General features: G+C 72.1%; 9 protein-coding genes. 6 read left to right on the forward strand and 3 right to left on the reverse strand.

Annotation, left to right across the window (positions count from 1 at the left end):
- Position 1: 1 nt before the first annotated feature.
- Positions 2 to 1,108, forward strand: coding sequence for an NAD(P)-dependent alcohol dehydrogenase (locus G6048_RS20115; RefSeq protein ID WP_165340950.1), 1,107 nt, complete (start codon positions 2 to 4; stop codon positions 1,106 to 1,108).
- Between the two features lie 62 nt (positions 1,109 to 1,170).
- Here G6048_RS20115 and G6048_RS20120 read toward each other — a convergent pair whose 3' ends face one another.
- Together G6048_RS20120 and G6048_RS20125 are read right to left on the reverse strand one after the other, a co-directional pair.
- Positions 1,171 to 1,728, reverse strand: coding sequence for a TetR/AcrR family transcriptional regulator (locus tag G6048_RS20120; RefSeq protein WP_165340951.1), 558 nt, complete (start codon positions 1,726 to 1,728; stop codon positions 1,171 to 1,173).
- Entirely contained in the window at positions 1,725 to 2,087 is a 363-nt protein-coding gene (locus G6048_RS20125; protein WP_165340952.1) for a DUF1304 domain-containing protein, read from the reverse strand. Before G6048_RS20125 ends, G6048_RS20120 begins: the two co-directional genes overlap by 4 nt.
- 153 nt (positions 2,088 to 2,240) lie before the next feature.
- Here G6048_RS20125 and G6048_RS20130 point away from each other — a divergent pair, with 153 nt between their 5' ends.
- Positions 2,241 to 2,723: a GNAT family N-acetyltransferase gene (locus tag G6048_RS20130; RefSeq protein WP_165340953.1), complete on the forward strand. Its 483-nt coding sequence runs from the start codon at positions 2,241 to 2,243 to the stop codon at positions 2,721 to 2,723.
- On the opposite strand, the gene G6048_RS20135 is transcribed toward G6048_RS20130, so the two are convergent.
- Positions 2,701 to 4,200 carry an MFS transporter gene (locus G6048_RS20135; protein WP_165340954.1) on the reverse strand — a complete coding sequence of 500 codons (1,500 nt, stop codon included), beginning with the start codon at positions 4,198 to 4,200 and terminating at the stop codon, positions 2,701 to 2,703. The two genes, G6048_RS20130 and G6048_RS20135, sit on opposite strands and share 23 nt — an antisense overlap.
- Positions 4,201 to 4,517: 317 nt before the next feature.
- On the opposite strand from G6048_RS20135, the gene G6048_RS20140 reads away from it, so the two are divergent.
- Genes G6048_RS20140 through ccrA form a run of 4 tightly spaced genes read left to right on the forward strand, consistent with a single transcriptional unit; the run spans position 4,518 to position 12,988 of the window.
- A complete protein-coding gene (locus G6048_RS20140) occupies positions 4,518 to 6,218 on the forward strand; it encodes a fatty acyl-AMP ligase (protein WP_235990074.1) in 1,701 nt (566 codons plus the stop codon).
- Positions 6,215 to 10,612, forward strand: coding sequence for a type I polyketide synthase (locus G6048_RS20145; RefSeq protein WP_165340956.1), 4,398 nt, complete (start codon positions 6,215 to 6,217; stop codon positions 10,610 to 10,612). The genes G6048_RS20140 and G6048_RS20145 overlap by 4 nt, the downstream gene beginning before the upstream one ends.
- Positions 10,613 to 10,636: 24 nt before the next feature.
- Positions 10,637 to 11,641 (forward strand): alpha/beta hydrolase, encoded by a 1,005-nt coding sequence (locus tag G6048_RS20150; RefSeq protein ID WP_165340957.1) that lies wholly within the window; start codon positions 10,637 to 10,639, stop codon positions 11,639 to 11,641.
- Between the two features lie 42 nt (positions 11,642 to 11,683).
- Positions 11,684 to 12,988: a crotonyl-CoA carboxylase/reductase gene (gene ccrA, locus G6048_RS20155; protein WP_165340958.1), complete on the forward strand. Its 1,305-nt coding sequence runs from the start codon at positions 11,684 to 11,686 to the stop codon at positions 12,986 to 12,988.
- Positions 12,989 to 12,992: the final 4 nt, after the last annotated feature.

The following is a 12,992-nucleotide window of genomic DNA, read 5'->3' on the forward strand; positions in this document are numbered from 1 at the left end:
TATGTCCACCACTCGTGCAGCCGTGGTCGAGTCCGGGGGAGCGCCGTTCACGCTGTCCACCGTCGAGCTCGACGAACCGCGCCCGAACGAGGCGCTCGTCCGGATGGTCGCCGCCGGGCTCTGCCACACCGACCTCGGTGTGGCCGGCGGGGGTCTGCCCTTCCCGCTGCCCGGAGTCCTCGGGCACGAGGGCGCGGGCGTCGTCGAGGCCGTCGGCTCGGACGTCACCGGCATCGAGCCCGGCGACCACGTCCTGATGTCCTTCACCTCCTGCGGCGGCTGCAAGAACTGCCGCGACGGCCACCCGGCCTACTGCTCCACCTGGCTGCCGTTGAACCTGATCGGCGGGCGCCGGCCCGACGGCACCAGCCCGATCAGCCGCGACGGCGAACCCCTCGGCGGCCACTTCTTCGGCCAGTCCTCGTTCGCCGAGCGGGCGTTGGTGGACCAGCGCAGCCTCGTCAAGGTCGACCGGGACGTACCGCTGGAGACCATCGCACCGCTCGGCTGCGGTGTGCAGACCGGGGTGGGCGCCGTGTGGAACGTCCTCGCGCCCCGGACCGGGGACACGCTGGTGATCCTCGGGGCCGGTGCGGTCGGTCTGTCCGCGGTGATGGCCGCCGCCATGACACCTGCGACCACGGTGATCGCTGTCGACCTGGTGGCCGAACGGCTGGAGCTGGCCCGCGAGTTGGGCGCCACGCACACCGTGAACGCCGGTGACGGGGACATCCTGGAGGCGATCCAGGTGATCACGGACGGCGCCGGGGCCGACGGGGTCGTGGAGACCACCGGCAGCGTCGCCGTCCTGCGCAAGGGCGTGGACGCGCTCGCAGCGCGCGGCACGGCGGTCATCGTCGGCGCCCCGCCGTTCGGCTCGGAGGTCGCGCTGGACGTCAACGGAATGCTCGGCGGCAAGCGCGTGGTGGGCCTCACCCTCGGCGACCACGAGACGCAGACCGCGATACCCGCGCTGGTGAAGCTGGTCCGCGAGGGCCGGCTGCCGCTGGAGCGGCTGATCAGCAAGTACGCCTTCGAGGACATCGGTCAGGCCGTACAGGACATGGGCGCGGGCAAGGCGATCAAGCCGGTGATGACCTTCGCCTGACGCCGGCATCCGGCTTCGCAAGGGGCGCCCCATCTTCCCGAGAGATGGGGCGCCCCTGCCGGCTACTGGCTGAGGTTCAAGGTGACGAGCAGGCGCCACACCCGGTGGGCGATCTCCTCCGGGGTGGCGTCGATGAGTCCGTGCAGCCAGTCGGCGAGGACTCCGGCGAAGGTCGCGGCCACGGCTGAGGCGATGAGCGGTGCCTCCGGCGCGCCGACCAGTTCGCGCTCGGCCTGGCTGCGGGCGCGCAGATCGTGATGCAGTACGCGACCCAGCGGGCCTCCGCCGCCCGGGCTCAACAGGGCGCGATAGAGCGGGGCATGAGGGGGCAGGTCCTCGAAGAACGCCAGCAGCGCGGGCGGCGCGGTCCTCGGGTCGGGCCGCCCGCGCCAGGCGTGCAGGGCGTCCACGGCCTCGCGTACGACATCGGCGCAGGCGTCGACCGCGAGCGCCTCCAGGTCGGCGTAGTGCAGATAGAACGTGGCCCGCCCGACTCCGGCCCCCCGCACCAGGGCCGCGACGCTGACCTCCGACAGCGGGCGCCGCGCGCACTCGTCGAGCAGCGTGCGGCGCAGCTTGGCCCGGGTGCGCTCCGCTCGGGGGTCGGCGGCGGGGGTCACTGGGCGACGAGGACGGCGATCAGGGCGAGCGTGCCGGGCAGTGCCTGGGCGAACAGGATCCGGCGGTTCGCGGTCACGGCTCCATAAACCCCCGCGACGATCACACACACCAGGAAGAAGACCTGCGCCCGGAACCCGGTCGGATCCCCGGCAACCAATCCCCACACAAGGCCTGCGGCAAGAAACCCGTTGTAGAGCCCCTGATTGGCAGCCATCGCCGCGGTAGCCCGAGCCATCTCCGGCTCAAACCCGTGCAGCCCCCGCCCCGGCTTCTTCTCCCACAGAAACATCTCCAGAACGAGGATGTAGGCGTGCAGGGCAGCCACCAGCCCGACCAGTATGTTTGCGAGCGCTTGCATGATGGGGGCTCCTCTGAGGGGGTGGGGGCTTGGCTTGCCGCCCTGGAAATTCCTGGACAGGTGTCCATCATACATGGACAGCTGCCCAGGAACTGCCACGCGGGGTAGCTCCTCGCGACCCGTTGTCAGACCCGCCCGCTACGGTCGGGAGACATGACTGATCATCACGAAGATGCAGCCGTACGCCCGGCCGTGCTCGACGACGTCCCGGCGCTCGTCGCCTGCAGCGCGGCCCTGTCCGCCGAGGACGCGGGCGCGCGCGATGCGACCGTCGACATCAACTGGCCGCTCGAACATGGTGCGGAGCGCTTCACGTCAGGCGTGGACGATCCGAGCCGGCTTCTGCTCGTCGCCGAGCGAGGCGGGGAGGTCGTAGGCCACCTCGCCGGGGCGGTGGCGGAGGGTACGGCGATGCGGCCCGTGAAGGTGGCCACCCTGGTCAGCATGTATGTGCGCCCGGAGCACCGTGGCGCTCGTACGGGGACGCGGCTGGTGGAGGGCTTTCTCAGGTGGGCGAAGGAGCAAGGGGCCCAAGAGGCGGAAGTGACCGCCTACGCCGCCAACGGTGACGCCATACGCTTCTACGAACGGAACGGATTCACGGCGCGGCTCGTCACCTCGGGCGTGTCCCTGTGAGCGTCCTGGCGACCGGGGGAGTCCCGGTCCGCGTCGGCTCCCGGCGCGGTCGTATCCACCGTTGCCGTACCCGTCGATGCCGTCCGCGGCGGTGCAGTGTCGTCAGTGTGACGAGTGCGCCTGCCAGGACGCAGCACGCCGCGAGTCGCAGGCCGAGGTCGTAGCCCTCCAGGAACGCGCTGCGCGGGTCTGCGCCTGCGCGCAGTTCGGAGCGTTCGCGGCGGGTGAGGACGACGCCGACCAGTACCACCCCGAAGACCCCGGAGACTTCGCGTGCCGCGCTCACCAGGCCGGTCGCCATGCCCGCCCGGGCGTCCGGGACTTGGGCGAGGCAGCGCACGGTCAGGGGAGTGGTGAGGGCCGAGCCCGCGCCGATCAGTAGCAGGCCGGGCTGGAGGTCCCAGTACCCGGAGTGCGCGCCCGTGCCCGAGACGTACAGCAGGCCGGCCGCCACCATGACGAGGCCCGCCGCGATCGATACATGGGCGCCCAACACGCGAGCTGCCCGCTCGGCCAGCGGTGTGCAGAGCAGCAGCGCGCCCGCCAGCGGGAGGAAGGCCAGCCCGGCCCTGGTCGGTGAGAAGCCGAGCACCTGCTGGAGGTAGAGGGCCGTGAAGAAGAAGACGCCGTTCACGCCGATGCCCCACAGCACCTGCGCGATCACCCCGCCCGTGAGGAACCGGTCGCGCAGCAGCCCGAGTTCGAGGAGGGGGCGGTTGGTCCGGGCTTCCGCGAGGAGGAACGCACAGGTGGCGACGGCCGAGACAGCCAGGCACAGCGGTACGGGCGCGGCGCTGAACCCGTGCTCCGTGCCGCGCACCAGCCCGTACGTCAGCAGATACAGCGCGAGGACGGAGAACAGCACACCCGGCAGATCGAGCCCGCCGCGCCGAGGTTCGGAGGAATCGGGTGGCCCTTTCGTCCTGGCGGGCACGGCCGGCATCAGCAGCAGAGCGACGATACCGAAGGGGACGTTCAGCGCGAACACCCAGCCCCAGCTCCACTGTTGGGTGACGAATCCGCCGACCACCGGTCCCAGTGCCAGCGCCACGGCGAGCGCCGCCGTCCACAGGCCGACGGCCATCGACCGCCGCCGCGCAGGCAGATCGACGGCGACCACGGCCAGCGACGCCGGGATCACCAGCGCGGCCCCGACCCCCTGCACCGTACGGGCGGCGATCAGCGTGCCACCGCTGTCCGCGACGGCCGCGGCTGCCGACGCCGCCGTGAAGACCACGACCCCGACCGTGAATACGGACCGGCGCCCGAAAAGATCGGTCAGCCGCCCGCCGGGCAGCAGCAGCGCGCCGAAGCTGAGTACGTAACTGCTGGCCACCCACTCCAAGTCGGTGACGCTCAGCCCCAGTTCGCGCTGCACGGTCGGCAGGGCCACGTTGATGACCGTGTTGTCGAGCGTCGTGATGAACCCGGTGAGCGTGAGCAGGGCAAACAACGCGAACAGCCGTGTACGTCCCAAGAGTCGCTCCTTCCGCCGGGGCAGCCGTAGCCCCGGATTGTGGGCGGCGCGGCCTCGCACTGGCTCTGGCCCACGGCATGGAATCGGCGGCCGGCTTTGTCAGCGAACTGACAGAACGCGGCAGACGAACTGTCAGTACGTCCCCTAACCCCTCAGCCCGGAGAGGCGGAATCTGGTGCACCGCCTCAACGTGCAGCGCCCGAACGCGCACCGCCCGATCGGGCACCGCCTGAACAGGCAATGCCTCAACTCGCGCCGTCCCCCTCACAGTTGGAGTCGCCATGCCGCCCGCCCGGCCAACTGTCGAAGCCACCCTCATGACGGACCATCTGCGGCACTGGGCCAGGCACCGGCCGCAGCAACGCGCCTTCAGCCACGTCGACTTCCCCGACAGCGCCCCCACGGGACGGCACCGCACCCTCGGCTGGCGCGCACTCGACACCCGCGCCAGAGCCGTCGCCGACCACCTCGCCACGATCGCGTCCCCCGGCGAACGGGCCGCCCTCGTGCTGCCCCAAGGGCTCGACTACGCGGCCGGGTTCCTCGGCTGCCTGTACGCCCGCGTCATCGCGGTACCCCTTTTCGGCCCCGGACTGCCGGGCCACGAAGGAAGACTCACGGGAGTCCTCGCCGACTGCGAACCCGCCTGCCTGCTCACCGACTCCGCCACCGCACCGGCGGTACGCGCCTTCGCACGGGACCGCGAACTGCCGGACGTGCCGGTCGTCCCGTTGGACCAACTGCCCGCCTCTGGCGCCGGATTCGAGGCTACGGACGAGCCGGACGCGCGGCCCGAGCCCGACGACATCGCCTACCTCCAGTACACCTCCGGCTCCACCCGCAGCCCGTCCGGCGTGATGATCAGCCACGCCAACGTCGTTGCCAACGCCCGCCAGGCCATCGACGCCTTCGTCGCCGATCCGCGGACCACCACGACGGTCGGCTGGCTGCCGCTCTTCCACGACATGGGCCTGGTCCTCAGCATCGCCGCCCCCGTGGTCGGCGGCTTCCCGTCCGTCCTCATGGACCCCCTCGCCTTCCTCCAGGACCCCTCCCGCTGGCTGCGCCTCCTCGGCTCGTACGAGGGCACCGTCAGCGCCGCCCCGAACTTCGCGTACGACTACTGCGTCGCGCGTACGGATCCGGCGCTGGCCGGCGAACTGGACCTGGACCGCGTACGCGTGCTCATCAACGGCAGCGAGCCGGTGCGTGCGGAGACGGTGGACCGCTTCCGCACCAGGTTCGCGCCCGCAGGACTCGACCCCGCCGCGCACTGCCCGGCGTACGGACTGGCGGAGGCCACGGTGTTCGTGACCGCGGACGTGTCGGACGTACCGCCCTCGGCTCTGGCCTGCGACGCCGACGCCCTCGCGGAGGGACGCGTCGAGGAGGCGCCGGACGCGGCGACGGCCGCGGTGCTCGTCTCCTGCGGGACGCCCGTCGGGCAGGAGGTGCGGATCGTCGGCGCGGACGGTGCGGCGCTCCCGGAAGGGCGGGTCGGCGAGATCCAGGTACGCGGGCCGAACGTCGGGCTCGGCTACTGGAAGCGCGCCGAACTCTCCGCCGAGACCTTCGGCTTCGGCACGACGGGCGACTGGCTGCGCACCGGCGATCTCGGCGCCCTGCACGAGGGGCGGCTCCTCGTCACCGGGCGGCACAAGGACGTGATCATCGTGGACGGGCGCAACCATTACCCCCAGGACGTCGAGCAGACCGTACAGACGGCCGTCTCCCTGGTCCGCCGCGACCGGCTCGCCGCGTTCGGCGTCACCCGGCCCGACGGCACGGGCGAGGAACTCGTCGTGATCGCCGAACACCGCCGCGACACCGAACCGACGGCCGAGGACGCCCGCGCGGCCGAACGCACCGCGCGCGCCACCGTCTCCACCCGCCACGGCCTGCGCCTTGCCGGCCTGCTCCTCGTCCCACCCGGCTCCGTGCCCCGCACCAGCAGCGGCAAGGTCTCCCGCACGGCGACCCGGAACCGGTACCTGGAAGGAGGGTTCGCCACCCGATGACCACGTCCCGCATGGCAATCCGCGCCCTGGTGACGGACCGGCTCCACACCTGGTACGGCCTCGCTCCCTCCGACCTCCCCGACGACCTGCCCCTCGCAGAAACCGGCCTCACCTCCCGAGACGCGATAGCCCTCACGGCCGCCCTGAGCGAACTTTCCGGACGCCGCCTCCCGAACACGTTCTTGTGGGACGCCCCGACGATCGACGCGATGGTGATGCGTCTGGCGGAGGACGCGGGGGCGGTGACTGGCGCCGCCGAGGGGCAATCCGCGCCCCCGCCGGCGCAGGGCGGCCCGCAGCCGGGCGACGTGCCGCTCGCGCTTGCCGGCGGCTGGGCGGCGGATGCAGCGGCGGCGGACGGCGGCGCGCCGGGTGTGCCGGCCGACGGTCAGGGGCCCGGCGCGGCGGCTCGGGCCCTGGGCGTCGCCGCAGGTCCGGTGGTCAGTGCGCCGCTTGCCACAGGGGGCGGCCGGATGGCGGACGTGGCTGCCGACGGTCGTGCGGCAGGCGCGACGCCTGTTGACAGCCCGGCGCGCGCGGAGGGCGGCGGCTGTGCGCCGGGTTCCCCGACCACCCGCCCCACACCCGGTGTTGGCGCCCACACCCCACGTGCCGCGGACGGCCGGGGAGCCCAGACCCCCGTCGCCATCATCGGCCTCGGCTGCCGGCTCCCCGGCGGAGTCCGCTCGCCCGAGGCGTACTGGCGGCTCCTCAGCGAGGGCCACGACGCGGTCGGCACGCTCCCGCCGGGACGATGGGAGCCCTTCGTACGCCACCCGGCTCGGCTGCCGGACGACGTGAGCCTGCACGGCGCGTTTCTCGGCGGGATCGACGAGATCGCCGGGTTCGACGCCGAGTTCTTCGGCATCGCGGGGCACGAGGCCGTCGCCATGGACCCCCAGCACCGCATGCTCCTCGAAGTCGCCCGCGAGGCCCTCGACCACGCGGCCCTTCCGGCGCCCGCGCTCGCCGGCACCCGTACCGGTGTCTTCGTCGGCATCAGCGGCAACGAATACGCCCATCTCACCACCGCCGACCCCGGCGCCGTGGACGCCTGGACGGCCACCGGCGCCTCCCTGAGCATCGCCGCGGGCCGTCTGTCGTACGCCCTCGACCTGCGCGGGCCCAGTATGTCCGTCGACACGGCGTGCTCGTCGTCGTTGGTCGCGGTGCACCACGCGGTACGGAGCCTGGTGAGCGGCGAGAGCGACACGGCGCTCGCCGCGGGGGTGAACCTGCTGCTGAGCCCCGCCGTGACCCTCGGCCTCCAGCGCGCGGGCGCCCTCGCCCCGGACGGCCGGTGCAAGGCGTTCGACGCGGAGGCCGACGGGATCGTACGCGGCGAGGGCTGCGGCGTGGTCGTACTGAAACGCCTCGCCGACGCCGAACGCGACGGCGACCGCGTCCTGGCGGTCATCCACGCGACAGCCGTCAACTCCGACGGTCGCTCCAACGGGCTGACCGCCCCCAACGCCGAAGCCCAACGCGCCCTTCTCACCGAAGCGCACCAGGCACACCCCGGGCCAGCCACCGTCGACTACGTCGAGGCGCACGGCACCGGCACCGCCCTCGGCGACCCCATCGAGGCGGGCGCCCTCGGCGCCGTACTCGGCCGCGGTCGCCCCGCCGACCAGCCCCTGCTCATCGGCTCCGCCAAGACGAACCTCGGACACCTCGAGGCCGCGGCAGGCATCGCGGGTCTGATCAAGACCGTCCTCGCCCTGCACCACGGCGAGATCCCCGGCCAGCTCCACTTCACCCGCCAGGGCCCGCACGCCGACCTCGACGCACTCGCCCTGCGCGTGGTCACCGCCCCGGAACCCTGGCCCCGTTACTCGGGAACGGCGACCGCAGGCGTCTCCGCCTTCGGCTTCGGCGGCACGAACGCGCATGTCGTCCTCGCCGAACCCGACCACAGACCGGCCCGTCGGGCGAGCAGCATGCCGGAGCGTCCCCGGCTCCTGCTGCTCGACGGGCCCACCAAGGAAAGGGTGCGGTCGTACGCGGCCGAGCTCGCCGCCTGGCTCAACAGCCCCGACAGCCGACGCGTACGCGACGCCGACCTCGCCCGCACCCTCGCGGGCCGCACCGGACGTGGCCGGCACCGCGCGGCCCTCGTCACCCGCGACCGCGCGGAGACCGTCACCGCGCTCACCCGCCTCGCCACCGGCGCCCCCTCCCCGCACCTGATCACGGGGGAGGGGACGCCGGGCGGCCCCGGCCCGGTCTGGGTGTTCTCCGGCTACGGCTCCCAGTGGCCCGGCATGGGAAGCCAACTCCTCGCCACGGAAGGGGCGTTCGCGGACGCCATCGACCGTCTGGAACCACTGCTGCGGGAACACGCAGGCGTCTCCCTGCGTGCCGGGCTCCACCCCGACACCGTCCTGTCGAGCCCCGCCACCGTCATGCCCGTCCTGTACGGCATCCAGGTCGCCCTCGCCGAACTGTGGCGCTCGTACGGCCTCGAACCCGCCGCCGTCATCGGCCACTCCCTGGGCGAGATCGCCGCCGCGGTCGTCTCCGGAGCCCTCGACGAGGCCACCGGCGCCCGCATCATCGCCGTACGCTCCCGGCTGCTGGACCGGCTCACCGGCGGGTCGATGGCCGTCGTGGATCTACCGGCCGTCGAAATCCCGGTACTGGCAAGGGAGTTGCGCACGCGCACCCTCGACGTCGCCGTACACGCATCCCCTGTGCAGTGCGTGATCACCGGCTCCGCCGAGGACGTCGCCGCACTGGTCGCCCGGGTGAACGGCGACGGCGGCTTCGCCCGTGCGCTGGGCGTGTCCGGAGCCGGTCACTCGCCAGAAGTGGAGCCGCTACTGGGGGAGTTCACCCGCGAGCTGGGCGAGATCCGGCACTCCGCGCCAGCCCACCGGTGCCGCCGCTACACCACCGTCCTTGACGACCCCCGCGAGGCCGCGCCCGCCGACACGGCGTACTGGGCGGCCAATCTGCGCAATCCCGTCCGCTTCACCCAGGCCGTGCACGCGGCGGCCGAGGACGGACACCGCGTCTTCGTCGAAGTGGCCCCGCACGCAACGCAGTTGCACCCCTTGACGGAGACTCTGCGCGCGTCCGGCGCCGGGGACTCCCTCGTCGTCCCCACCCTGCGCCGTGACACCGACGACGCGCTCACCTTCGGCACCTCGCTCGCCACCCTCCTCGTCCACGGCGTACGGACGGCCCGGCCGCGCGAACGCCTGCACCCCGAGGGCCGCATCGTGGACGTACCGCCGCCGCGCTGGCGGCACCGGAGGTTCTGGGTGGGGGAGGACACGGCGGTGGACCCGGCCGAGCCCCAGGCCGGGTCCGCCGACCGCGCCGCGAGCCCAGTCGAACGGCTACGGCTGTGCGTGGCCGGAGTGATGGGATACAGCCCCGAACACATCGATCCCGACACGCCGTTGACCGACCTGGGCCTGGACTCGCTCACGGCTGTGCGTATACGCACCGTCGTGCAGCGGGAGTTCGACGTCGACGTCGAGCCCGGAGTGCTGCTGAAACAAGGGACGTTGCGGGGAGTCGCCGAACTCCTCGGCGGCAACACGGACTTGGGGAGTCCGGCCCTCCCCGTACGAGCGCGACCCGTCGCCTCTGACCGCCTCCGCGCCTTCTCGGCCACCGGCCCGCACGCCCCCCTCTTCCTGGCCCACGCCGCCGGCGGATCCGCCGACGTCTACGCCCGGCTGGCCGCACGCCTCGACGGCGACCGCCAGGTTCACGGCTTCGACCGGCAGCCTGATCCCGACGATGTGCCGGGCCGGGCCGCCGAGTTCGCCCGGCGCATACGGGAGGTCAGCCCCAACGGACCCTGGACGGTGGGAGGTTGGTCGTACGGTGGTGTCGTCGCCCAGGAGACCGCCCGGCTCCTCTCCCCGTACGGCACCGTCGCCGCCCTCGTCCTGATCGACTCGATACTGCCGCTGCCTACCGGGCTCACCGCCACCGAGCGGGCCCTGCGCCACTTCCACGACTTCGCCGCGTACGTGGAACGCACCTACGGCACCCGCCTCGACCTCCCGTACGACGAACTCGCCGAACTCGACGACACGGACCGCATCGAGCTCGTCCTCAAGGTGCTGAGCGAAACCGTCGAACTGCCGGACTCCGTACTGGAGCACCAGCGCACCTCGTATCTGGACCTCCGCAGCGGCGAACGCCACACACCCGGGCCCCACCCCGGCCGCACCCTCCTCTACCGCGCGAGCGAGCCGGCCCCGCACACGGTCCGCGACCCCCGCTACGAACGCGACGACCAGGCGCTGGGCTGGGACCCCCACTGCACCGACCTCACCGTCGTCCCGCTGCCCGGCCACCACCTGTCACTGCTCGACCCACCGGTCGTCGACGTACTCGCCGGACTGCTGACACGCGATCTGCGGGACCTCTGAAGGAATCCTGAAGGGACTTCACCCATGCCGCGTCCGATACCGCGCCTGCAGCGTCGCTGCGCTCTCGCCCTCGCGCTCACAACCTCCCTGCTCGGCACGGGAGTTGTACTCGCCCCGCAGTCGTCCGCGGCCCCCACGGCGGCGACCGCCGCAGACGCGGACGGCGCCGCCATCGTGGGGGAGAACTGGCTGGACGCCCGCACCGTGGATCTCATGGTCGACTCCCCGGCGGTCGGCGCCACCCTGCCCGTACGCGTGATCCTGCCGACGCGTTACGCCGCGCAGCCGAACCGCACCTGGCCCGTCCTCTACCTCCTCCAGGGCGCCCACGACGACTACACCTCCTGGACTCGCGAGACGGACGTCGCCGCCTTCACGGCGGACAAGGACGTCCTCACCGTGATGCCCTCCTCGGGCCCCACCGGCATCCCCACCGACTGGTGGAACAACGGCAGCGCCGACGCACCGGACTACGAGACGTTCCAAGTCGACGAGCTGATGGGGCTGTTGGCGCAGAGATTCAGGGCCGGTACGAAGCGAGCCGTCGCCGGAGTCTCCACCGGCGGCTACGGAGCCCTCGCCTTCGCCGCACGGCACCCCGGCACCTTCGGGGCGGCGGCCTCGTACAGCGGGATCCTCGACACCACCGCCTTCGGCATGCCCACCGTCCTCAACGCGATCGTCGCCCGCGAACAGTTGCCGCCCCAGACACTGTGGGGCAGCCCGCTGCTCCAGCGCGACAACTGGACCCGGCACAACCCCTACGCCCAGGCACGCCACCTCAAGGGCACCAAGCTGTACGTCTCGCAGGGCAGCGGACTGCCCAGCGACGACATCGGCGACATCGAAGGTGCGGTGCTCGAAGGCGTGCTGTGGTCCCAAGCGCACCGATTCGCAAGGCAGTTGGAGGCTCTGAACATCCCGGCGCAGGTGCACTTCTACAACGGCGGAGTGCACAACTGGCCGAACTGGCGGCAGGAGTTCAAGGCCTCGTGGCCGACGCTCGCAGCGGGCCTCGGCCTGAGCTGACCCCCCCAAGCCCCACTCAAGGCCCCACCAAGGAGGTACCTCATGGACGCGCTGGCCGAGGCCGTGGTGGCGGGAGCCGCCCATGCCGAACTGGAGCAGCTTCCCCTCCCCGGTCACTACACCGCCGCCCATCTGCGGGCGGAGGACGTAGAAAGCTTCACCGGAGTCGCGGACAAGGACGTCCGCAAGTCCATCCATCTCGGCTCCGTACCGATGCCCGAACTCGCCCCGAACGAGGTGCTGGTGGCCGTCATGGCCAGCGGCATCAACTACAACACCGTCTGGTCGGCGATGTTCGAGCCCATCCCGACCTTCACCTTCCTGAAGCACTTCGGCCGCCAGGACCGCTGGGCGGCCCGGCACGACCAGCCGTTCCACGTCATCGGATCCGACGCGTCCGGGGTCGTCGTGCGCACCGGCTCCGGCGTACGCAGGTGGAAGGTCGGCGACCAGGTCGTGGTGAGCCCGGTGTACGTCGACGAGGAGGACCCGGCGACTCACGCCGACGGCATGCTCGGCTCGGGCATGCTGGCCTGGGGCTTCGAGACCAACTACGGCGCACTCGCCCACTACTGCGTGGCCCGGACCAGCCAACTCCTCCCCAAACCGGCCCACTTGACCTGGGAGGAGGCGGCCTCGAACCCGCTGTGCGCGGGCACGGCGTACCGCATGCTCGTCAGCGACCGGGGCGCCCGGATGACGCAGGGCGATGTGGTGCTGATCTGGGGAGCGGCCGGCGGGCTCGGGGCGTACGCCGTTCAACTCGTCCGCAACGGCGGCGGGATCGCCGTCGGCGTCGTCAGCAGCGAGCAGAAAGCGGAGTACGCCCGCGGTCTGGGCTGTCACGTAGTGATCAACCGGGAGGAGATCGGTCTCACCAGCAATGCGGCGCCCGACGATCCCACGGTGGTCGGCAAGCGGCTCGGCAAGCTGATCCGGGCCGCGACGGGGGAGGACCCGCACATCGTCTTCGAGCACGTGGGCCGGGCCACCTTCGGTGTCTCCGTGTTCGTCGTACGGCGTGGCGGCGCGGTCGTGACCTGCGGGTCCAGCACCGGCTATCAGCACGAGTTCGACAACCGCTACCTCTGGATGCGGCTCAAGCGCGTCATCGGCAGCCACGGCTCCAACCTGCAGGAACAGGCCGCCGTCGGGCGCCTCCTGGACCTCGGGCACCTCAAGCCCGCCCTCACCGCGACCTACCCCCTCACCGCCACGGCGGAGGCCGCCCGACTGGTCCAGAACAACGACCACCTCGGCAAGGTCGGCGTCCTCTCCCTGGCGCCCGCCCCCGGCCTCGGAGTCAGTGACCCCGAGCGCCGGGAGCTCCTCATGGCTCAAGTGTGAGGAT

The sequence above is a fragment of the Streptomyces ureilyticus genome, from assembly GCF_011045025.1.
GTDB lineage: Bacteria > Actinomycetota > Actinomycetes > Streptomycetales > Streptomycetaceae > Streptomyces > Streptomyces ureilyticus.

What these genes read in the sequence shown, in the direction of transcription:
- G6048_RS20115 (WP_165340950.1), top strand. Translation starts at nt 2, where the DNA reads ATGTCCACCACTCGTGCAGCCGTGGTCGAGTCCGGGGGAGCGCCGTTC.
- G6048_RS20125 (WP_165340952.1), bottom strand. Translation starts at nt 2,087, where the DNA reads ATGCAAGCGCTCGCAAACATACTGGTCGGGCTGGTGGCTGCCCTGCAC.
- G6048_RS20130 (WP_165340953.1), top strand. Translation starts at nt 2,241, where the DNA reads ATGACTGATCATCACGAAGATGCAGCCGTACGCCCGGCCGTGCTCGAC.
- G6048_RS20140 (WP_235990074.1), top strand. Translation starts at nt 4,518, where the DNA reads ATGACGGACCATCTGCGGCACTGGGCCAGGCACCGGCCGCAGCAACGC.
- G6048_RS20145 (WP_165340956.1), top strand. Translation starts at nt 6,215, where the DNA reads ATGACCACGTCCCGCATGGCAATCCGCGCCCTGGTGACGGACCGGCTC.
- G6048_RS20150 (WP_165340957.1), top strand. Translation starts at nt 10,637, where the DNA reads ATGCCGCGTCCGATACCGCGCCTGCAGCGTCGCTGCGCTCTCGCCCTC.
- ccrA (WP_165340958.1), top strand. Translation starts at nt 11,684, where the DNA reads ATGGACGCGCTGGCCGAGGCCGTGGTGGCGGGAGCCGCCCATGCCGAA.